Genomic DNA, 19,219 nt, shown 5'->3' on the forward strand with positions numbered 1-19,219 from the left:
GCGATGGCGATGTTCGACGCGGCCTCGGCGGCGGCTTCGATCAGTTCGACGTCGGAGTGGCGCGAGAACCCGTAGGTGACGCTCGAGCCGTTGAGTCCGTCGCCGTGGGCGACCTCGACGCTGTCGACACCGGCGGCGTCGAGCGCCGTGACGATGTCGAGCACGTTCTTCACGGTGTATTGGTGCCGTACGGCGTGGCTGCCGTCACGGAGGGTGACGTCGGAGATGAACAGTTTCTCGGGAACGAGGGAATCGGTCATGGCTATGCCACCTCCAGGGTCAGGGCGCGGGTGGCGATCGTTTCAGCGGTGCGGAGTGCGGCCGATGTCATGATGTCGAGGTTGCCGGCGTACGCGGGCAGGTAGTGGGCTGCGCCCTCGACTTCGAGGAATACGCTCGTCTTGAGGCCGGTGAACTCCCCGACGCCCGGAACGTGAACCGGTTCGGTGATCTCATCGAACTGCACCCGCTGCTTGAGCCGGTAGCCGGAGACATAGGCGTTGACCTTGGCGACCATCTCGTCGACGGATGTTTCGATCGCGTCGCGGTCGGCAGCATCCGTCAGCACATAGACGGTGTCGCGCATCATCATCGGCGGTTCGGCCGGGTTCAGGACGATGAGCGCCTTGCTGGCTGTGGCACCGCCGACGCTCTGCAGCGCCTCGGCGGTGGTCTCGGTGAACTCGTCGATGTTCGCGCGGGTGCCCGGGCCGGCGGACTTGCTTGAGATCGAGGCGACGATCTCGGCGTAGTGCACCGGGGTGATAGCTGAGACGGCGGCGACGATTGGGATCGTGGCCTGGCCACCGCAGGTGACCATGTTGACGTTGAGCGCGTCGAGGTTCTGCTCGAGGTTCACCACTGGGACGCAGTAGGGGCCGATCGCCGCCGGGGTGAGGTCGATCAGGCGGATGCCGGGCTTCGCGGCGCGCAGCTTCTCGGCGTTGTAGCGGTGGGCCCCGGCGGAGGTGGCGTCGAAGACGATCTCTAGCCGCTCGAACTCCGGCGAGGCGATGAGGCCGTCGACGCCGGTGGCGATCGCGGTGACGCCGAGGCGGGCCGCGCGGGCGAGGCCGTCGGATTTCGGATCGATGCCGACCATGGCCGTGATCGAGAGGATGCCGCTGCCTCGGAGGATCTTGATCATCAGGTCAGTACCGATATTGCCTGAGCCGATGATGGCTGCGGGAACGCCCTGTGGCATGCTCCGCTCCTTTCACTGCGTTGTGATGCCATCGCTCGCTCGAGTTGTTCGAAACTTCGGCACTTGTTCTAGGTATCGAATATGATTCTCGGGGCATTGTCAATGTGGGCGCATTTGCGGCCGCCCGCTTTCCCCGGTAGTCATAAGGCATGCCCCGACTCACCCCCGCCGTGCTGCGGACCCTCGACATCCTGGAGTTGTTCCTCGATGACAGCGCACCGCTCAGCGCACCGGACGTGGTTCGGAGAACCGGGCTTCCGCGGACCTCGGTCCACGAGCTCCTGGCCACGCTCGTCGCCCGGGAGTACCTGCAGAAGGACGAGGTCACCGGCACCTTCCGACTCGGCGTTCGGCTCCTCCAGCTCGGCAACGCGTACTCGGCCCGATTCGACATGCTCTCGGCGGCCAACGACGTGGCGCGGGACCTCGCGGCTCGGAGCGGTGAGACCGTCAGCGTCGCTCTCCTCGAAGGAGGAGATGTGTTCTATCTCGCCAAGATCGAAAGCCACGACAACCTCCGGTTGCCCTCGAGCATCGGCCAGCGCCTGCCGGCCAACGTCACTGGCCTCGGTAAGGCCCTGCTCGCCTATGCCTCGCCGCAGTCCCTCGCCGCCCGGTTCACCGACCCCGGCAACCTGCCGCGGATGACGGAGCACAGCATCGGAACTCTGGCCGAACTCGAAACAGAGCTTGCTGGCATCCGTGAGCGGGGTGTCGCGTTCGAGAACGAGGAGTCGACGCCGCACATCCGCTGTGCGGCCGCCCCGGTCCGTGACGGGTCGGGAGCCGTCGTCGCCGCGATCAGCATCTCGGTGTCGACGGCGCGATGGGAGCAGCATCCCGAGGAGCACTGGGTCGACCTCGTACGCGACGGAGCCGCCCACTTCTCCGCGCTGCTCGGTTTCGCGGCCTGAGCACGCTCGACAGGAACGGGCCCCCGGAAACGAGCAATTTTTCCTGCTGAGCGTTCCGGTGGGCGAAGGCATCCTGTTGAGCGCAACCCGACCCGACGGCCACCCAGCAAGCAGCCGCTAAAATCGACCTGTGGCCATCTCGAAGATCCTCCTCTACTACGTCTTCACGCCACTGGCCGACCCCGATGCCGTCCGGCTCTGGCAGCGTGACCTCGCCGAATCGCTGAACCTGCGTGGGCGCATCCTGCTCTCGAAGGATGGCCTCAACGGCACGATCGGCGGCGAGCTGACCGCGGTCAAGAAGTACCTGCGCAAGACCCGCGAGTACCCGGCGTTCAAGAACCTCGACGTGAAGTGGTCGGAGGGCACCGGTCTCGATGAGAGCGGTGCGAGCCTCGACTTTCCGCGGCTCGTGGTCAAGGTGCGCGACGAAATCGTCTCCTTCGGCGCCCCGGGCGAACTCGAGGTGGATGAGAACGGTGTGGTCGGCGGCGGCACCAAACTGCAGCCGAGCGAACTGCACGAGCTCGTCGCGGAACGCGGCGACGACGTCGTCTTCTTCGACGGTCGCAACGCGTTCGAAGCGGAGATCGGTCACTTCAGGGACGCCATCGTCCCCGATGTGTCCAACACCCGCGAGTTCGTGGCCGAGCTCGACAGCGGGAAATACGACCACCTCAAGGACAAGCCGGTCGTCACGTACTGCACCGGTGGCATCCGCTGCGAAGTGCTGTCCGGGCTGATGAAGAGCCGCGGTTTCGGCGAGGTGTACCAGCTCGACGGAGGCGTGGTTCGCTACGGCGAGACCTACGGAGACGACGGCCTCTGGGAGGGGTCGCTCTACGTGTTCGACAACCGCATGTCGATGGACTTTTCCGACCATGCGGCCGTGGTCGGGTCCTGCGCGATCTGCGGCGCGGCGTCCCGGCACATGCAGAACTGTTCGGATGCCTCCTGCCGCACCCAGCTCGTGCTCTGCGCCGAGCACGCGGCCGCGGCGCCCCTCTGCGAGGCGCACGCGGCTCTCGCGGGTTAGCCGTCGGTGCGACCGTCGATCTGGTCGTTGAGGATCTCGTCGGCGGCATCCGGATCGGCGTCGTCGGTGTTGTAGTGCTCCTTGAGTACCTCGTTGTCGCCGTCGTAGTCCTGGCCGCGCGCCGCAGGCGAGGAGACGATGTCCTCGCTGAAACCCTGGTCGACGAATTGTGCGTCGACGACTTCGGGTGTCGCGGCGAGGCCGTCTGGCAGGGCGTTCTTCGGGGAGCCGTTCTCGGTGTCACTCATGGGTTTGTTCCCTTCGTTGCGTACTCCCGACGCTAGGCGGGTCGACTCTGTGACGGCAAGGCCTTGCGCCGCGGGTGCGCGCGACACGACACAGGGAAAGAGCGCTTCGCACGCTCTGCAGGAGATCGCACGTTTGACAGGCCGAAAATCGCGAAAGCATCCTGCGAACCGTTCGATCTCCTGCTTTGAGTGCGTGTGGACAACCCAGGCGGGCGACAGCTTCTTTGACAACCCAGGCGGGCGACGAAGTCCTGTGCCGAGGGTGTGGTCAGGCGCCCATGGGCGCCGGTGCATCATGCCGCCGCCCGCCGTCTCGCCCCCCTCAGCGCCGCACCGCGACCTCGTCGCCCGCCTGCGCCGGCATCCGGGCTGCTTCGATCGCGGGCAGCAACAGCAGCACCGCCACAACGCCGAACGCCCAGCGATAGCCGAGTTCGGGCGAGCCCGGGTCGACAGCATCCGCCGCCGCCGTCGTGACCCGCACGACAAGCGCGGCTACGGCGATTCCGAGCCCCGTGGCGACCTGCTGCATCGTCGACGCGAGGGTGTTCGCCCGTGACGTCAAGGCTGGCGGCACGTCGGCGAACTGCACCGAGTTGTAGCCGCTGAACCCGATCGAACGGAACACGCCGCTCGCGAAGAGCAGCAGGGCGGTGATCGGCAGCGGCGTGCCCGGGGTGAGGAACACGCAGCCGGCGTAAACGAGAGCACCGCAGAGATTCGAGCCGACGATCACCCGGCGGAACCCGAACCGACGGATCAGCGGGCTGGTCGCCGGCTTGATCAGGATGTTGCCGAGGAACACCGCCATGACCATGAGCCCGGCCTGCGACGCACTCCAGCCGAAGCCAGCCTGGAACAGCAGCACGAACAGGAACGGTGCCGCCCCGATGAGCAGCCGGTACATCCCGCCACCGACGTTCCCGACCCGGAAGGTGTGGATGCGCAGCGCCGAAAGGTCGAGGAGCGGATGCTTCGCCCGCCGCAATCGCAGGAACGCTCCGGCACCGGCGCCCGCCGCCAGCGCGAGCAGCCCGGCACCGAGCAGCCAGTCGACGGGTTCGCCACCGACCTGTTCCATGCCGAGGAGGAGCGCCGCCAGAGCGATGCCGACGAGGACGAATCCCCACCAGTCCAGCCCCTCCCGGTCTCGTTCGTCGAGAGCCGGCAAGTACGTCAAAGCCGCCAGAAACGCGACAATCCCGAGCGGGATGTTGATCAGGAAGATCCACTTCCAGCCGACCGTGTCGGCCAGGACTCCGCCGAGCACCGGGGCAAGCACCGGCGCCAGCAGCGCCGGCCAGGTCAGGTACGCCATGGCATCCAGCAGGTCGCGTTTACCGACGGCGCGGAGCACCGCCAGCCGTCCGACGGGCACCATCATCGCGCCACCGATGCCCTGCAGCACCCGCATCGCGCACAGCATCGGCAGCGACGTGCTCACCGCGCAGAGCGCCGACGCGATCGTGAAGACCACGATGGCGATGCAGAAGATCCGCTTCGTGCCGAACCGGTCGGCAAGCCAGCCGCTGACCGGCACTCCGACCGCGAGCGTCAGCAGATACACGGTCATTGCGAGGTTGATGTCCACAGCACGCACGCCGAAGTCGGCGGCCATCGCCGGCGCCGCGGTCTGGATGATCGTGCCGTCGAGGATCTCCATGAACGCGGTTCCGGCGACGAGAAGCGCGAGCGGCCGGTTGAGCATCCCCCCATTCTGCCCCCCGCGCCACCCCTAGGCTGGTCCCATGACGACGACGTTCCAGGCCTGGTGGGTTTCGAAAGAGACGGATGCCTCGGGGGCAGCCACGCAAACGGCATCCGTTCGCGAACTCTCCGACAGCGACCTGATAGCGGGCGACACGGTCGTCTCTGTGCAGTATTCGAGCATCAACTACAAGGACGGACTCGCATTGTGCGGGCGACCGGGCGTGGTCAGGGCATGGCCGCTCATCCCGGGCATCGATCTTGTCGGCACCGTCGAATCGTCTGAGCTCACGGACCGGGCATCGGGCGACGTGGTCGTCCTGAACGGCGCCGGCCTCGGGGAGAGCTTCCACGGCGGCCTGGCGCAGCGCGCCCGAGTGGACGGCTCCTCGCTGGTTCAAGTTCCGGAGGCCATCGGCCCGCTTCGCGCAGCGGCCATCGGTACCGCGGGCTTCACGGCGATGCTGTCAGTGCTCGCGGTCGAGCGCCACGGTGTCTCCCCGAGCGATGGTGCCGTGCTCGTCACCGGCGCAGCCGGGGGCGTCGGCTCGATCGCGGTCGCTCTACTCGCGGGGCTGGGCTTCACTGTGATTGCATCGACCGGGCGCGTCGAGAGCGAAGGCGAGTACCTGACGACGCTCGGCGCCGCGGAGATCCTCGACCGATCGACCCTCTCCGAGCCGGGCAAACCGATGCAATCCCAGCGTTACGCCGCCGTTGTCGACGCGGTCGGAAGCCACTCCCTCGTCAACGCGATCGCCCAGCTCCAGGACGGCGGAGTAGCCACAGCGTGCGGTCTGGCCCAGGGCGCCGAGCTGCCGGGGAGCGTTTTGCCGTTCATCCTCCGCGGAGTGAGCCTGGCGGGCATCAACTCCGTGCAGACCCCACTCGCGTTGCGTCAGCATGCGTGGGCGCGACTGGAGCGTGACCTCGACCTCGACCTGCTCGACGCGATGACGGAGGTGATCCCCCTCGCCGCGGCGAAGGAGAGCGCCGAGCGCATCCTGGCCGGAAGCGTTCGCGGCCGCACCGTCGTCGACGTCAACGCCTGAGGCTTCCGAGACCGGTTCGAGCCCTTGCGCCGGTGCGGCGGCCTCGCGCGGGTGAAACTGCGCGCGCGCGTGACAAAAGGACCCGCGCCGTACGCACCTGCCGCGACACCCCGGACAGCGGAGCCGTGAGCCGTCGGCACCGGAAGGAGGGCGCGGCACCTGGAGGTGCGCGGGTGAAACGGGCTCCCGCAGGTGCGACTGCACCGGCGCGTGGCAGAAAGACCGGCGACGGCGCACGCGCAGGCTGCACCGAGACCCCTGAGGGGCCCGGCATTCGGCCGGTTCAGACCGTGTCGGTGGGAGTGGCAGCGTTGTCGTCGGCGGCAGCCGGGGTCGTCACTTTGCTCGCCCTGGTGCGGCGCGGAGCCCGCGTCCTGGCGGCAGCCGCTGCCGTCTTCGGCGTGACGGTCGCCGTGGCATCAACGGTGACATCGGTGGGTGCCGGCGAACCGCTGGCGGCCGGCGCGTCGGCATCCGTTCGCGGTGCCACCACTCGCTTGGGTTTCGGCGTCACCTGCGGGGTCGTCTTGCGCGCACGCGGCGACTTCTTCACCGGCTTCACGTCGAGCTGCAGCTTCGAAACGAGTTCCATGCCGTGTTTGGTCGTGATGATCAGTCGGGAGAATTCCTCGTCGGCTATGTCAATGACCACCGACGGCTTCGTGCCCTTGAGCACGAGGAAATCCTTGCCGCCGTGGAACTTCCACTGCCCCACCGCGAGGGTGAGGGGAATGGCCGTGCCCGGCGCCCGGATGCCGCGCACCCAGATCCACGGATCGTCCGTCAGCGTGGCCGAACGAATCGACGAGCGCGGCACCACGATGTTCTCCCGGCGAAGCGAAAGTGTCTTTTCAGCGGTCGACAGAATGACTTCAAGACGATCGGAGTGCAGCAGGAGTCGAGCCATCCCCCTAGTCTGCCGGTGACCTGCGACAATTCCCGTCACGAAACCTCACAAAGAGGTAACGTCCAGCTTGTGAGGTCTCCTGCCGAAGTAACCGCTCAGACCGGTTTCGCCGCCGCTGCCGCCCGCGCCGCGGCGGGCAACGCCTCGATGATCCGGGAGAGCACCCGCTCGTCGTGCGCAGCCGAGACGAACCACGCCTCGAACACGCTCGGCGGAAGGGACACCCCACCGTCGAGCATCGCGTGGAAGAACGGCGCGTACCGCCAGGCTTCCTGCGCTTGCGCTTGCGCGTAATTGCGCGGCCGTTGCTCGGCGAAGACGAAGCTGAACAGGTTACCGGCGCGCTGAACGACGTGGGCAACACCCTCCCGGCTGAGGGCAGCCGACACCGCCTCGGAGAGCACGGCGGATGCCGCGTCCAGACGCTCGTACACAGCCGGCGTCGCGCGTTCCAGAGTGGCCAGTCCCGCTGCGACGGCGACCGGGTTCCCCGAGAGCGTGCCCGCCTGGTACACCGGTCCCTGTGGCGCGAGGTAGTCCATGATGTCGGCGCGCCCACCCAATGCCGCGAGCGGCATACCTCCGCCGATGACCTTACCGAAGGTGAACAGGTCAGGCGAGTAGAGCGGACCGTCGGCGAGCGACAGACCCCAGTAGCCGGAAGAGCTGACCCGGAAACCGGTGAGGACCTCGTCGAGAATGACGAGGGCGCCATGCTCGTGGGCGAGTTCGTGCACGGCGGCGTTGAAGCCCTGATCGGGGGCGAGCACCCCCATGTTGGCGGCCGCCGCTTCGATGATCACGGCGGCGATCTGGCCGCCACGCTCGGCGAACACGACGCGGAGTGCGTCCAGGTCGTTGTATGGCAGAACGAGGGTCTGGGCGGCGATCGCCGCGGGGACCCCGGCCGATCCGGGCAGGGCGAGAGTGGCAAGACCGGAGCCGGCTTCGGCGAGGAGGCCGTCGGAGTGGCCGTGGTAGTGCCCGGCGAATTTCACCAGCAGGTCCCGGCCGGTGAAACCGCGGGCCAGCCGGATCGCCGTCATCGTGGCCTCTGTTCCTGTGGACACCAGGCGGAGCTTTTCGATCGGTGAGAGACCGACTGCGGAAACCCGCTCCTTGACCAGCTCGGCCAGTTCGGTCTCAGCAGGGGTCGACGCGCCGAAGGAGAGGCCGCGGGCAGCAGCCTCCTGCACCGCACGCACCACATCCGGGTGGGCGTGACCGAGGATCGCCGGGCCCCAGGACCCGACGAGGTCGACGTATTCGGTTCCGTCGGCATCCGTCACCGTGGCACCGGATGCCTTCACGAGAAAGCGGGGGGTTCCGCCGACGGAGCCGAAGGCGCGCACCGGCGAGTTCACACCGCCGGGGATGGACAGCTTCGCGCGGGTGAAGAGGTCGTCGTTTTTCATCGGAGCCACCCCGCGAGTTCGGTCGCCCAGTAGGTCAGGACGGCATCGGCTCCGGCCCGGCGGATGCCGACGACGGACTCCTCGATCGCTCGGCGCCGGTCGATCCAGCCGTTTTGCGCCGCCGCCTCGATCATCGCGTACTCGCCGGAGACCTGGTATGCCCAGACCGGAATATCGCTCATGGCGGCGACATCGGCCAGCACGTCCAGGTAGCTGCCTGCGGGCTTCACCATGACGATGTCTGCGCCCTCCGACATGTCGAGCGTCGCCTCACGCATGCCCTCACGTCGGTTGGCCGGGTCGAGCTGGTAACTGCGGCGGTCTCCGCGCAGCTGAGAGTCGACGGCCTCGCGAAACGGGCCGTAGAAGGCGGAGGCGTACTTGGCGGAGTAGGCGAGGATTGCGGTGTCGAGGAAGCCGGCTTCATCGAGAGCAGAGCGGACGGCGTCCACCTGCCCGTCCATCATGCCGCTGAGCCCCAGTATGCTCGATCCGGCATCCGCCTGGACCAGCGCCATGTCGACGTACCGTTCGAGGGTGGCGTCGTTGTCCACGCGCCCCGCGTCGTCGAGAACGCCGCAGTGCCCGTGATCGGTGAACTCGTCCAGGCACAGGTCCGTCTGCACGACGAGCGCGTCGCCGACTTCGGCCACAACGGCCGCGGTCGCCACGTTGAGGATGCCGTTCGGGTCGGTGGCGCCGGATCCGACGGCGTCCCTGATGGCGGGCACACCGAAGAGCATGACGCCGCCGACGCCGGCCTCTGCGGCGTCCGCTGCAGCACGTTTGAGGGAATCGAGGGTGTGCTGTGAGACGCCGGGCATCGAGGAAATCGGTACGGGCGCGCGCACCCCCTCGCGGACGAAGAGCGGGAGGACGAGTTCCGCCGGATGCACCCGGGTCTCTGAGACGAGGCGGCGCATGGCGGGGGTCTGGCGGAGTCTGCGGGGACGAATCACGGGTACGTTCACCCGTTCAGCCTACGCGTCGGCGGCTGAACTCCCACCGAATGCGCCGGCGCCTGGCCCGAGCGGCGTCAGTGGTCCAGCGCAGAGTCGGCCGATCGAGGGGCGTCCCCGGCTTCGACGAGCGCCACCATGGTGTCGAGCAGCGCGGCGACCGTCTGGTGCCGGGAAACAACATGGATCATGAGGCCGAAATTGGCCGCGTCGTGTGCTGTCCTCGGCCCGATCGCTGCGACGAGCGTCGACTCGGGCAGTTCGCCGAACTGTTCGACGACTTGCTGTGCCACGCTGCCACTGGTGACGAGGATGCCATTGATCCGGCCGGAGCGGACGTCTTCGATGATCCTCTCCGAAACGGGTTCGCCGATGGTGCGGTAGGCGACGACCGACTCGACGTCGTGTCCCGCGCGGACCAGTCCCTGGGTCAGCAGCGGCTTGGCGATTTCGGAGCGAAGGGTGAGGAAGCGTTTCGGTTTCGGCTCCAGCCGCATGAGTTCCGAGAGCATGCCCCTGGCCGAGTTGTCCTTGGCCGGCACGAGATCGACGCGGTAGCCGACGGCCTGGAGCGCGGCGGCCGTGGTCTCACCGACGGCGGCGACGCGGGTGCGTTCGGGGATGCTCACGCCCTGCGAATACATGACGTCGACCGTCGTGGCACTTGTGACGGTGAGCCAGTCGAAGGCGCCGTCCGCCAGAGCGGCAAGGGCGGTGGTCAGCCGCTCAGGGTCGTCGGTCGGGGCGAAGTTGATCATCGGTGCGACAACCGGGGTCGCCCCGCGGGCGCGGAGATCCGCGGCGACGCTGTCACCCCACGGTCCACCGCGCGGCACAAGGATGCGCCAGCCCTTCAGCGGCTTCGACGATGCGGGTGTGGACATGATGACTGCCTTCAGCTCTGCCGGAGGGGTGCGAGGGTAGCCGCGCCCTGGGCCAGCAGCTCGTCGGCAAGGTCACTGCCAACGCTCTCCGCCGTCCCGATGATCTCGTGTACGGCTGAGGTCGCGAAAGCGGCTCGCCGGTTGAGCCTGAGCGTACCCGATCCGTCGGGCGCGTAAACCGCCGCCGTGAGACTGACCCCATCTGGGGTGACTGTCGCGTGGGCCCCGATCGGGGCGGCGCAGCCTGCCTCGAGCCTCGAGAGCACCGCACGTTCGGCGGATGCCGCGGCCCGGGTGTCCTGGTGCTCGATCGCTTCGAGGGCAGCAAAGACGTCGGCGTGCCCGTCACGGTCGTCGAAGATCGCCGTGCGGACCTCGATGGCGAGCGCCCCCTGTGCCGGCGCGGTCGGCCAGTCGTCGAGTTCGAGATAGTCGGTGACGACGTCGAGTTGCCCGAGACGGCTGAGCCCGGCTGCCGCGAGGACGACGGCGTCGAGTTCGCCGGAGGAGACGAAGCCGAGCCGGGTTCCCACATTGCCGCGGATGTCGATGACCTGCAGGTCCGGGCGCACGGCAGCGAGCTGCGCGGCGCGGCGCGGCGACCCCGTGCCCACCCGGGCGCCGCTGGGCAGCGTCTCGAGGGTGAGGCCGTCGCGAGCGCACAGGGTGTCGCGGGCGTCTGCCCGCACCGGAACGGCGCCGATCCGGAGCCCGGCGTACGCGACGGTCGGCAGGTCCTTCATCGAGTGCACGACGATGTCGCATTCCCCGCGCAGGAGGAACTCACGAAGCGCTGACGCGAACACCCCGGTGCCGCCGAGGCTGGACAGTGACTCGCGGGACACGTCGCCGTGGGTGGTCACCGGGACGAGTTCGGTGGCAACGCCGGTCGCCGCCGTGATCGCGCGGGCGATGTCTCCGGTCTGCGCCATCGCAAGGGCGCTGCCCCGCGTTCCGATCCGCAGGGTCATGGCTGCAGTCCGGCGAGGGCCGGCTTGAACCCGGAACGGACGTTTTCACAGCATCCGGGGCGGCACACGTCGTACCAGGGGCCGAGTTCGGTCATCGCCGGGCGGTCCGCGACGGGGACCCCGTCGCGACGCTCGAGCACGAGGTCGATGAGACCGGAGACGTACGCGGCGTGCGTGCCAGGCGTCGGTACGCGAACCGAGTACAGCTTGTTCTCTTCGGCCGACTCGGTGGCCTCGTTGTCGAGGTCCCAGAGCACTTCCATGTGGTCGCTCACGAAACCCAGCGGCACGATGACGACGGCACGGATGCCACGGGCGGGCAACTCCGCGATGGCGTCGTTGATGTCTGGCTCGAGCCAGGGCATGCTCGGCGGGCCTGAGCGGGACTGGTAGACCAGCTGCCAGGCAAGCTCACCCTCGAGGGCGAGTTCACGCTTCACCGATTCGATAACGACCTCGGCGACGGCGTTGTGCTGTGCGGCGTATGCGCCGCCCTCACCGAAACCGCGTTCTGCGGGGCCGGACCTGGCGGCATCCGTCGACGGAATCGAGTGGGTGGAGAAGAGGATCTCGACCTCGGAGAACAGGTCGATGCCCGCGTTGTCGCGCTGGATCTGGGTGAGCCCGTCGCGGACGCCGTCGATGAAGGGCGTCACGAAGCCGGGGTGGTCGAAGAACTGGCGCACTTTGTCGATCGCGATGTGGCCGAACAGGCTGGTCTCGTCGAGGGCGAGAGCGAAGTCCTCGCGGTACTGCCGGCAGCTGGAGTACGACGAGTAGGCACTTGTCGCGATGGCGATGAGCTTCGTGTAGCCACGCTTGTCGGCCTCGACGAGAGCGTCGCGAAGGTACGGGTCCCAATTGCGGTTGCCCCACAGCACAGGCAGGTCGATGCCGCGCGCGGCCAGCTCGGCCTCCAGTGCGGCCTTGAGCTGCCGGTTCTGGTCGTTGATCGGGCTCACACCGCCGAAATGGCGGTAGTGATGCGCGACCTCCTCGAGGCGTTCCTCGGGGATGCCGCGCCCGCGCGTGACGTTGCGCAGGAACGGGATGACGTCGTCCTGGCCTTCAGGACCGCCGAAACCGGCGAGCAGGATCGCGTCGTAGGCGACCGGCTCGGTGATGTGCGGTTCGCCGGATGCCGCTGCATCCGTCGCGCCGAGGACGGCGTCGGTCACTGGAGGACCTCCGGGATCTCGGTGGTGGCGATGCGGCGACCGGTGTAGAACGGGACCTCTTCGCGGACGTGCCTGCGGGCATCCGTCGCACGGAGGTCACGCATGAGGTCGACGAGCTCGAGCAGGTCGTCCGACTCGATCGGGAGGATCCACTCGTAGTCGCCGAGCGCGAACGCGGAGACGGTGTTCGCGATGGCGCCGCGGAACGCTGCACCCTTGCGACCGTGGTCGGCGAGCATCTTGCTGCGTTCCTCATCGGGCAGGAGGTACCATTCGTAGCTGCGGACGAACGGGTAGACGGTGAGCCAGTCCTTCGGTTCGATGCCGCGCAGGAAACCGGGGATGTGGCGTTTGTTGAACTCGGCCTCACGGTGCACACCCATCGCGTTCCAGGTGGGGAGCAAGTGGCGCAGGATGCTGGTGCGCCGGAGAACGCGGAGCGCCCGCTGGAGAGAATCCGCGGTGTCGCCGTGCAGCCAGATCATCAGGTCGGCATCGGAGCGGAGCCCCGAGACGTCGTAGAAGCCGCGGACGGTCACGCCGTCGGCCTGGATGCGCGACACGGCGCCGTCGAGTTCGAAGACGGCGTGGTCGCTCAGCGGCGCTCGATGTTCCGGGTCGCGGCGCAGGACAGCCCACAGCGTGAAGCCGGTGGGGTTCCCTTCGGGTTCGGGGGTGTGCATGGTCGATGGTGCCTCGGCAGAGGCCGGGTGAGTCATACCTAACATCATCACTCCTAAACCTGAAGGACCCAAATCTTGTGGCACCCGCGCCGCGAATGCGCACGGCAAAGCTCAGGAACCACCGCGAAAAGCATCCTGAAGATCGTGCGATCTCCTGTGAAGCCTTCGAAACTACCGAACCGCGATCACCCGCGCGAGAGCCCAGGCTGCTGTACCGGCCACCGCGGCGACAGCGGCGATGGCGCCCACGAACGCAGCGGGGTTCTCCCGTTGCAGTTTCGCGGCGGCCACCCGGCCGCGCGCGACGGCACGGGACACCTTGCGCGGAACGTTGAGCTTGTCCTCGATGGCGTTGAGCGTGGAGACGAGCTCTGCGCGCGCCTGCTCGGGCGTGGGAGAAACAGGATATGCAGGATTAATAGCGGTCATATTCGCCCTCCCCCTTCACAGCGCGGATGTCTTTCTTCACGCTCTCGATCGGATTCGGGTCAGCGCTCATCTTTTTGAAGTAGCTGACCCCGATGAGCGCCAGCACGACGGCGATCAGCAGGAAGACGACGAACACGATGAGCGCGGAAAGCCACGCGGGGAGCACCAGCGCCAGCGCCAGGATCGCAACAGCCACGAGAGTGCCGATAGCGAAGAACAGGAAGATCAGGGCGAGCGCGACGAAAACGGCACCCTTGCCCGCATAGCTGCCGAGGTGCGCAGCCTTGGTCTTGACCTGGTCGATCTCTGCCTTGATCAGGTTCGAGACCAGCGCAGGCAGGCTCCCGATCAGGGCCGCCAACGGTTCCCGGTTCTTGTCGTTCACGGTGCGATCCGTCATGAAAGAACTCCCCGACTCCTAATTGGTGGTGCTCGAAGTCGATGTGCCCGTCTGCCCGGGGATCGGGGGGGTGTAAGAGGATGCATCGGTCGTCGTGGAGGTGGACGTGGAGGACGTCCCTGGCCCGCCCGACTTCCGGCCGGTCGTTCCCTCGCCGTTGATGGCGTTCGTGACCTTCTTCACACCGGCGAACAGCGTCTTCGGCAGGTCACTCGCCCGGGACTTCGCGAAGTCCTCGACCAGCTCGACCTTTTCCTGAACGGCGTCCGTCTCCCAAACCTTGAGCCAGTTCTTTTTGATCTGCTCGTAACGTGCGCGACCCGCACGGGATCCGAGCACGTATCCGGTGGCCAGTCCTGCCACGAAAATCAGCTTGCCGCTCATGTTCACTCCGTTCGTCCGGGTATCAGCTTGTCCAGCGTAGACCCTACGCGTCGGTTTCGTCCGGGCTGGTTTTGCCCATGCCCGTTCTGGTATGCCCGTCGTCGAACGCTCCGAACTCCAGGTAGGAGCTTGCAACGAGGTGCCGGATGCGTGCGGATGCGGCGAGCGCGTCCGGCACGACGGAGGCGAGTCCGGTGCCGGAGAGCCAGGCTCCGGTGACATCCACATCACCAACGGCGAGGGCTGCGGCACGCAGCGCTTCCGCGCGTTCCCTCTGGCGGAGCGCTGCCCCCGGGAGGGTTCCACCCCACATCGTTCGGGTGAAACCCGCCACCTGGGAGTCGTCGAGCGGCACGCCGAGAATCTCAGCGGCATCGCGAAGGGCGATGCCGCGCACGTCGGCGTCAGGGAGCTCGATCGTCGGGTTCGAGGCGCCCTGCCTGCCGTAGGACAGGCGGACCACGTGTCGGTGCGGATGCTCCGCGCTGGCCTCCGTGCGCAACCACTCCCACTTGGCGGTGGAGTGCGTCAGCGCCTTCGCGAGAACGGTCGAGCGCTCAGACTCGGCGACCAGGACGCCTGTCCCCCGGGGAGCGGCGTCGAGCGCGGCCGTGTCGATCACCAGGGTCACCAGTTCGACGGTGGGAGTCTCGGTGGGTTCAGCCGCGCTGATCCCGGTCGAGAAGGGCGCCAGGAGACGGAGTGCGTCGGCCTCCGGTGTGGCGATGATCACGTAGTCGGCGTCCAGGACGCGCTCATCGTCAAGAGCAACCTGCCAGGACGCGCCGGCCGCGGCATCCTGCACCGGCCCGGTCGCCGAAACGCGGGCGAGGCCGGTGGCACCGACCCCGAGGAGCAGTTCTCCCTCGCGGGAGCGAATCTCGGCGACGAGTGCGTCCACGAGCGTCGACATCCCACCGCGGAGCCCCTCGACCGCTGAACCGGCCGGGGCGTCCGCGCGGAGCATCGCGACGGCTCCGGAGAGCGAGCCGGCCACGGTCAGTGCGCGGTTGAGCCCCGGTGCCGCGCGAGCGACGTCGAGATCGTACGGATCTGCCGAGTACACACCCCGGGTGACCGGGGCGACAAGCGATTCAAGAACGGCTTTGCCCATCCGGCGTTCCACCAGTTCGCCCAGGTTGTGCTCGCGGCCGATGGTCAGCACAGGGCGGATGCGGTCGAGGTAGGCCCGCACCGCACCGCGCCAGCCGATCACCCGCCGCACGTCGTCGGCCAGCGGATTCGATGGGATGCCGAGCAGCCCGGCCTTCGGCAGTGGAACCGATCGGCCGTCAGGCAGGCGCACCCAGGCGCCGGCCACAGCAGGCGTGACGACGGCATCGGCCAGTCCGAGGCTGTCGACGAGTGCCCGTACCGTTCCGCCGCGGGTGGCGTAGCTCTCAGCGCCGGTGTCGACCCGGATGCCCGCCACCGTTTCCGTCGCGACGGATCCGCCCGGTGCCTGGGCTCGCTCGACGACCGTCACCCGGATGCCGACCCGTGCGCAGTCGAGCGCTGCGACGAGTCCGGCGGCCCCGCCGCCGATCACCACGACGTGCCGCGGTTCGATCATTGTGCGTGCACGAATTCCACCAGCCGGGTGAGCACGGCCGGGTCGGTTTCCGGGGGGACGCCGTGTCCGAGGTTGAGCACGTGGGAGGGCGCGCTCTTGCCACGCTCCAGCACGTCGCGCACGTGGGCTTCGAGAACGGGCCACGGCGCGGCCAGCAGCGCCGGATCGATGTTGCCCTGGACAGGAACCACGCCGCCGAGCCGTCGGGAGGCCTCGTCGAGCGGAACCCGGTAATCGACTCCGACGACATCGGCGCCGATGTCGTGCATGGCCTTGAGCAGCTCCCCGGTGCCGACCCCGAAGTGCACGATCGGCACGGTATGAACGGGCGCGTGCACATCGAGCTCAGAGGGCGCAGTGGTGTAGCTGAGGTCGCGCACATGTTCGAGGGCGCGAGCGGATGCCGGTGCCACGTGACGCACATAGTCGTCGAGCGAGAGCGCCCCGGCCCACGAGTCGAAGAGCTGAGCCGCCGACGCACCGGCGAGCACCTGGGCGCGGAGGAACCGGCCGGTGACCTCGGCGACCCACGCCATCAGTCGGGACCAGGCTTCCGGTTCGGCGTGCATCAGCGTGCGGGCGTGGATGTGGTCCTTGGACGGTCCACCCTCGACCAGGTAGGCGGCGAGAGTGAACGGAGCGCCGGCGAAGCCGATGAGCGGGGTCGTGCCGAGCTCGGCGACCGTGAGCCGCACCGCTTCGATCACCGGCAGGAGGCTTTCGTCGAGAACCGACGGGTCCAGGGCGACGAGCTCGTCGACATCCGCTGCGGTGCGCACCGCCTTGCCGAGCACGGGACCTTTGCCTGGGACGATCTCGACGTCCACTCCAACCTGCTTGAGCGGTACGACGATGTCGCTGAAGAAGATCCCGGCGTCGACGCCGTGCCTGCGCACCGGCTGCAGGGTGATCTCGCTGGCCAACTCGGGGGTGAGGCAGGCGTCGAGCATGGCGTTGCCGACCCGCAGCTCGCGGTATTCGGGAAGCGAACGGCCGGCCTGGCGCATGAACCACACCGGCGTGACGGGCGGCCGGGTGCCGCCATAGGCGGTGATCAGCCGGGAATTGTGGGTCAGTCCTGCTTCGAGCGGGTGGTTCTGAGAAAGCTGCACAACCTCATTGTGTCAAAGGAGCCGACAATCCGAATCCTGTGCTGCCGCGCATCGCGACGATGTACTGTTCCCGCATGGCAACGAAGCACATCCTGGTCACCGGTTCAACGGGCTACGTCGGCGGCCGGCTCGTGCCGCGGTTGCTGGCGGCCGGTTACGAGGTGCGCGTCCTCGTTCGGTCCCCCGATAAGTTGCGCGACGTCCCGTGGGCCGGGCAGGTCGAGATCGTTCAGGGCACCCTGCAGGACCGGGATGCCATGGCACACGCCAGTGCGGGAATCGACGTTCTCTACTACCTCGTGCATTCGATGACCGGGCGGGGTGACTTCGAATTGGAGGAGCGCAACGCGGCCGAGAGCGTGGCATCCGCGGCGCGCGAGGCCGGGATCTCCCGCATCGTCTACCTCGGCGGCTTGCATCCGGACTCTCCCGATCTCTCCCGTCACCTGCGGTCGCGGGTTTTCGTCGGCAAGACGCTGCTCGAGTCAGGCGTGCCCACTGTGGCGTTCCAGGCAGGGGTCGTGATCGGCTCAGGGTCGACCTCGTTCGAGATGATCCGGCACCTCACCGAGGTGCTTCCGTACATGCCCGCGCCGAAATGGGTGCGCAACCGAATCCAGCCGATCGCCATCCGCGACGTCCTCCATTACCTGCTCGCCGCGATTGACCTGCCTCCCGAGATCAACCGGACCTTCGACATCGGCGGCCCGGACATCCTCCGCTACGGGCAGATGATGAACGGCTACGCGCTCGAAGCCGGCCTCCCCCAGCGGGCCATCGCATCGCTGCCCGTGCTCACCCCGTGGCTCGCCTCGCAGTGGGTGAACCTCGTCACACCGATTCCCCGGGCGGTCGCCGTGCCGATCGTCGAGTCGCTCCAGTTCGACTGCGTCATGCGCGAGCACGACATCGACGAGGTCATCGCTCCCCTTGAGGGCGGGCTCACCGGTTACCGCCGTGCCGTTCGACTGGCGCTCGCGAGGATGCGCGACGGCGACGTCGAGACGAGCTGGCAGAACGCGTCGGTCGACGGTGCGCCGAGTGACCCTCTGCCGAGCGACCCGGACTGGGCAGGGCACACCGTCTTCACCGACCTCAAGGTGCGTGAGACGGATGCCTCGGCCGCTCAGCTCTGGACGGTCATCGAAGGAATCGGCGGCGACAACGGCTGGTATTCGTTCCCGCTCGCCTGGGCGCTCCGCGGCTGGCTCGACAAGCTCGTCGGCGGGGTGGGGCTCCGGCGCGGACGGCGGCACGCCCAGGAACTGCAGACGGGCGATGCCCTGGACTTCTGGAGGGTGGAGGCCATCGAGCATGAACGCCGGCTGCGGCTCCGCGCCGAGATGCGGGTGCCGGGCAAGGCATGGCTCGAGATGGAGATCGAACCCCGCGAGGGAGGTGGCTCGCGTTACCGCCAGCGTGCGGTGTTCTTCCCGATGGGACTCTCCGGCAGGCTGTACTGGATCGTGATCCTGCCGTTCCACGGCGTCATCTTCAACGGCATGGCGAATCGGATCACGCTCGAAGCCGAGAAGCGACCGGCCTGATCTTACTGATCGGCTCCCGCTCCCTCGTCGAACGCACTGAGGTCGCTGAGGAACCGGATGACGATGTCCCGCTCCTCCGGGCTGAGCCTTGCGGCCGCCTCGAACCGGCGTGCGTGGATTCGGCCGACGCTCTCGCGCGCGTCGGTGCGCGTGGCATCCGTCACCGTGATCATCAGGGCACGGCGATCGGTCGGGTGCGGCGAACGGAGCACGTGACCGGCCCGCTCCAGCCGATCGAGCAGTTTCGTCGTGGACGCCGTCGAGATACGCAGCGTCTCGGCGAGGAGCCCCGGCGTCACCACGGCCCCGACGTTGCGGGATGCCATGAGGAAGCGGAGAGCCTTCATGTCTGTGGCATTGAGCTTCATGTGCTTCTGCGAAGCCTCACTCATCGCCTGTTCGGCTTCACGCCAGGTGCGGAGCGCGGCGAGGACACCCACGATGGAATCGACCTCGTCGTCGTCCATGGCGGAGCGCTTGACGAGCTCCTGGCTCGGGTCGATGACGCGGGGATCAAGCAACCAGGCCGCAGAATCGGGAGGTGTGCGATCGGAGGTCATTCCGCTATTCTACGAGAAAGCGCCGTGCTAATCTATTTACTCGCTAAGCTAGATAA

20 protein-coding genes and 1 pseudogene are annotated in these 19,219 nt (G+C 67.7%); 4 read left to right on the plus strand and 17 right to left on the minus strand.

Going from position 1 to position 19,219, the window contains the following annotated elements; all coding sequences use genetic code 11:
• Positions 1 to 260: pseudogene (locus ACLQ62_RS00635) on the minus strand (4-hydroxy-2-oxovalerate aldolase); the annotation flags it as partial.
• Positions 261 to 262: 2 nt separating this feature from the next.
• Entirely contained in the window at positions 263 to 1,204 is a 942-nt protein-coding gene (locus ACLQ62_RS00640) for an acetaldehyde dehydrogenase (acetylating) (RefSeq protein WP_411719725.1), read from the minus strand.
• A 149-nt stretch (positions 1,205 to 1,353) separates the two neighbouring features.
• Between ACLQ62_RS00640 and ACLQ62_RS00645 the strand changes: the two genes are divergently transcribed.
• A complete protein-coding gene (locus tag ACLQ62_RS00645) occupies positions 1,354 to 2,118 on the plus strand; it encodes an IclR family transcriptional regulator (RefSeq protein WP_411719726.1) in 765 nt (254 codons plus the stop codon).
• A gap of 130 nt (positions 2,119 to 2,248) precedes the next feature.
• Positions 2,249 to 3,154: a rhodanese-related sulfurtransferase gene (locus tag ACLQ62_RS00650; protein WP_411719727.1), complete on the plus strand. Its 906-nt coding sequence runs from the start codon at positions 2,249 to 2,251 to the stop codon at positions 3,152 to 3,154.
• On the opposite strand, the gene ACLQ62_RS00655 is transcribed toward ACLQ62_RS00650, so the two are convergent.
• On the minus strand, positions 3,151 to 3,402 hold the full coding sequence (locus tag ACLQ62_RS00655; RefSeq protein WP_411719728.1) for a hypothetical protein: 252 nt from the start codon (positions 3,400 to 3,402) through the stop codon (positions 3,151 to 3,153). The two genes, ACLQ62_RS00650 and ACLQ62_RS00655, sit on opposite strands and share 4 nt — an antisense overlap.
• A 322-nt stretch (positions 3,403 to 3,724) precedes the next feature.
• Entirely contained in the window at positions 3,725 to 5,110 is a 1,386-nt protein-coding gene (locus ACLQ62_RS00660) for an MFS transporter (protein ID WP_411719729.1), read from the minus strand.
• 40 nt (positions 5,111 to 5,150) lie between these two features.
• Here ACLQ62_RS00660 and ACLQ62_RS00665 point away from each other — a divergent pair, with 40 nt between their 5' ends.
• Positions 5,151 to 6,161, plus strand: coding sequence for an MDR family oxidoreductase (locus ACLQ62_RS00665; RefSeq protein ID WP_411719730.1), 1,011 nt, complete (start codon positions 5,151 to 5,153; stop codon positions 6,159 to 6,161).
• Between the two features lie 283 nt (positions 6,162 to 6,444).
• Here the strand turns inward: ACLQ62_RS00665 and ACLQ62_RS00670 are convergent, their stop codons facing one another.
• The 12 genes from ACLQ62_RS00670 to hemE form a co-directional block, all read right to left on the minus strand.
• Entirely contained in the window at positions 6,445 to 7,068 is a 624-nt protein-coding gene (locus ACLQ62_RS00670; RefSeq protein WP_411719731.1) for a hypothetical protein, read from the minus strand.
• A 95-nt stretch (positions 7,069 to 7,163) separates the two neighbouring features.
• Positions 7,164 to 8,483 (minus strand): glutamate-1-semialdehyde 2,1-aminomutase, encoded by a 1,320-nt coding sequence (gene hemL, locus ACLQ62_RS00675; RefSeq protein WP_411719732.1) that lies wholly within the window; start codon positions 8,481 to 8,483, stop codon positions 7,164 to 7,166.
• The gene (hemB, locus tag ACLQ62_RS00680) at positions 8,480 to 9,406 is read right to left on the minus strand and encodes a porphobilinogen synthase (protein ID WP_411719753.1); all 927 of its coding nucleotides are present in this window, start codon (positions 9,404 to 9,406) and stop codon (positions 8,480 to 8,482) included. The genes hemL and hemB overlap by 4 nt, the downstream gene beginning before the upstream one ends.
• 113 nt (positions 9,407 to 9,519) lie before the next feature.
• Positions 9,520 to 10,326: a uroporphyrinogen-III synthase gene (locus tag ACLQ62_RS00685; protein WP_411719733.1), complete on the minus strand. Its 807-nt coding sequence runs from the start codon at positions 10,324 to 10,326 to the stop codon at positions 9,520 to 9,522.
• Between the two features lie 11 nt (positions 10,327 to 10,337).
• Complete coding sequence (gene hemC / locus ACLQ62_RS00690; protein WP_411719734.1) at positions 10,338 to 11,297, minus strand: hydroxymethylbilane synthase; 960 nt, start codon at positions 11,295 to 11,297, stop codon at positions 10,338 to 10,340.
• Entirely contained in the window at positions 11,294 to 12,475 is a 1,182-nt protein-coding gene (locus ACLQ62_RS00695) for a ferrochelatase (RefSeq protein WP_411719735.1), read from the minus strand. Before ACLQ62_RS00695 ends, hemC begins: the two co-directional genes overlap by 4 nt.
• Positions 12,472 to 13,194 carry a hydrogen peroxide-dependent heme synthase gene (gene hemQ / locus ACLQ62_RS00700; protein WP_411719736.1) on the minus strand — a complete coding sequence of 241 codons (723 nt, stop codon included), beginning with the start codon at positions 13,192 to 13,194 and terminating at the stop codon, positions 12,472 to 12,474. Before hemQ ends, ACLQ62_RS00695 begins: the two co-directional genes overlap by 4 nt.
• 135 nt (positions 13,195 to 13,329) lie before the next feature.
• Positions 13,330 to 13,587: a hypothetical protein gene (locus ACLQ62_RS00705; protein ID WP_411719737.1), complete on the minus strand. Its 258-nt coding sequence runs from the start codon at positions 13,585 to 13,587 to the stop codon at positions 13,330 to 13,332.
• Entirely contained in the window at positions 13,574 to 13,987 is a 414-nt protein-coding gene (locus ACLQ62_RS00710; protein ID WP_411719738.1) for a phage holin family protein, read from the minus strand. Before ACLQ62_RS00710 ends, ACLQ62_RS00705 begins: the two co-directional genes overlap by 14 nt.
• Positions 13,988 to 14,005: 18 nt before the next feature.
• Positions 14,006 to 14,371, minus strand: a complete 366-nt coding sequence (locus ACLQ62_RS00715) for a YtxH domain-containing protein (protein WP_411719739.1) — start codon at positions 14,369 to 14,371, stop codon at positions 14,006 to 14,008.
• A 43-nt stretch (positions 14,372 to 14,414) separates the two neighbouring features.
• Positions 14,415 to 15,944 carry a protoporphyrinogen oxidase gene (hemG, locus tag ACLQ62_RS00720; protein ID WP_411719740.1) on the minus strand — a complete coding sequence of 510 codons (1,530 nt, stop codon included), beginning with the start codon at positions 15,942 to 15,944 and terminating at the stop codon, positions 14,415 to 14,417.
• Entirely contained in the window at positions 15,941 to 17,056 is a 1,116-nt protein-coding gene (gene hemE / locus ACLQ62_RS00725; RefSeq protein ID WP_411719741.1) for a uroporphyrinogen decarboxylase, read from the minus strand. Before hemE ends, hemG begins: the two co-directional genes overlap by 4 nt.
• 74 nt (positions 17,057 to 17,130) lie before the next feature.
• Here hemE and ACLQ62_RS00730 point away from each other — a divergent pair, with 74 nt between their 5' ends.
• The gene (locus ACLQ62_RS00730; protein WP_411719742.1) at positions 17,131 to 18,603 is read left to right on the plus strand and encodes an SDR family oxidoreductase; all 1,473 of its coding nucleotides are present in this window, start codon (positions 17,131 to 17,133) and stop codon (positions 18,601 to 18,603) included.
• A 2-nt stretch (positions 18,604 to 18,605) separates the two neighbouring features.
• Here ACLQ62_RS00730 and ACLQ62_RS00735 read toward each other — a convergent pair whose 3' ends face one another.
• Positions 18,606 to 19,163, minus strand: a complete 558-nt coding sequence (locus ACLQ62_RS00735; protein WP_411719743.1) for a MarR family winged helix-turn-helix transcriptional regulator — start codon at positions 19,161 to 19,163, stop codon at positions 18,606 to 18,608.
• Positions 19,164 to 19,219: the final 56 nt, after the last annotated feature.

Origin of the sequence: Mycetocola sp., from assembly GCF_046716805.1 — a bacterium.
In the GTDB taxonomy this organism is placed as follows: domain Bacteria; phylum Actinomycetota; class Actinomycetes; order Actinomycetales; family Microbacteriaceae; genus Mycetocola_A.

Bases quoted from the DNA above. Each gene is read 5' to 3' on its own strand.
- ACLQ62_RS00715 (WP_411719739.1), bottom strand. From the start codon at position 14,371: ATGAGCGGCAAGCTGATTTTCGTGGCAGGACTGGCCACCGGATACGTG.
- hemG (WP_411719740.1), bottom strand. From the start codon at position 15,944: ATGATCGAACCGCGGCACGTCGTGGTGATCGGCGGCGGGGCCGCCGGA.
- ACLQ62_RS00685 (WP_411719733.1), bottom strand. From the start codon at position 10,326: ATGTCCACACCCGCATCGTCGAAGCCGCTGAAGGGCTGGCGCATCCTT.
- hemQ (WP_411719736.1), bottom strand. From the start codon at position 13,194: ATGACTCACCCGGCCTCTGCCGAGGCACCATCGACCATGCACACCCCC.
- hemB (WP_411719753.1), bottom strand. From the start codon at position 9,406: ATGCGCCGCCTCGTCTCAGAGACCCGGGTGCATCCGGCGGAACTCGTC.
- ACLQ62_RS00665 (WP_411719730.1), top strand. From the start codon at position 5,151: ATGACGACGACGTTCCAGGCCTGGTGGGTTTCGAAAGAGACGGATGCC.
- hemL (WP_411719732.1), bottom strand. From the start codon at position 8,483: ATGAAAAACGACGACCTCTTCACCCGCGCGAAGCTGTCCATCCCCGGC.
- ACLQ62_RS00645 (WP_411719726.1), top strand. From the start codon at position 1,354: ATGCCCCGACTCACCCCCGCCGTGCTGCGGACCCTCGACATCCTGGAG.
- ACLQ62_RS00710 (WP_411719738.1), bottom strand. From the start codon at position 13,987: ATGACGGATCGCACCGTGAACGACAAGAACCGGGAACCGTTGGCGGCC.
- ACLQ62_RS00730 (WP_411719742.1), top strand. From the start codon at position 17,131: ATGGCAACGAAGCACATCCTGGTCACCGGTTCAACGGGCTACGTCGGC.
- hemC (WP_411719734.1), bottom strand. From the start codon at position 11,297: ATGACCCTGCGGATCGGAACGCGGGGCAGCGCCCTTGCGATGGCGCAG.
- ACLQ62_RS00640 (WP_411719725.1), bottom strand. From the start codon at position 1,204: ATGCCACAGGGCGTTCCCGCAGCCATCATCGGCTCAGGCAATATCGGT.
- ACLQ62_RS00655 (WP_411719728.1), bottom strand. From the start codon at position 3,402: ATGAGTGACACCGAGAACGGCTCCCCGAAGAACGCCCTGCCAGACGGC.
- ACLQ62_RS00660 (WP_411719729.1), bottom strand. From the start codon at position 5,110: ATGCTCAACCGGCCGCTCGCGCTTCTCGTCGCCGGAACCGCGTTCATG.
- ACLQ62_RS00735 (WP_411719743.1), bottom strand. From the start codon at position 19,163: ATGACCTCCGATCGCACACCTCCCGATTCTGCGGCCTGGTTGCTTGAT.
- ACLQ62_RS00670 (WP_411719731.1), bottom strand. From the start codon at position 7,068: ATGGCTCGACTCCTGCTGCACTCCGATCGTCTTGAAGTCATTCTGTCG.
- ACLQ62_RS00705 (WP_411719737.1), bottom strand. From the start codon at position 13,587: ATGACCGCTATTAATCCTGCATATCCTGTTTCTCCCACGCCCGAGCAG.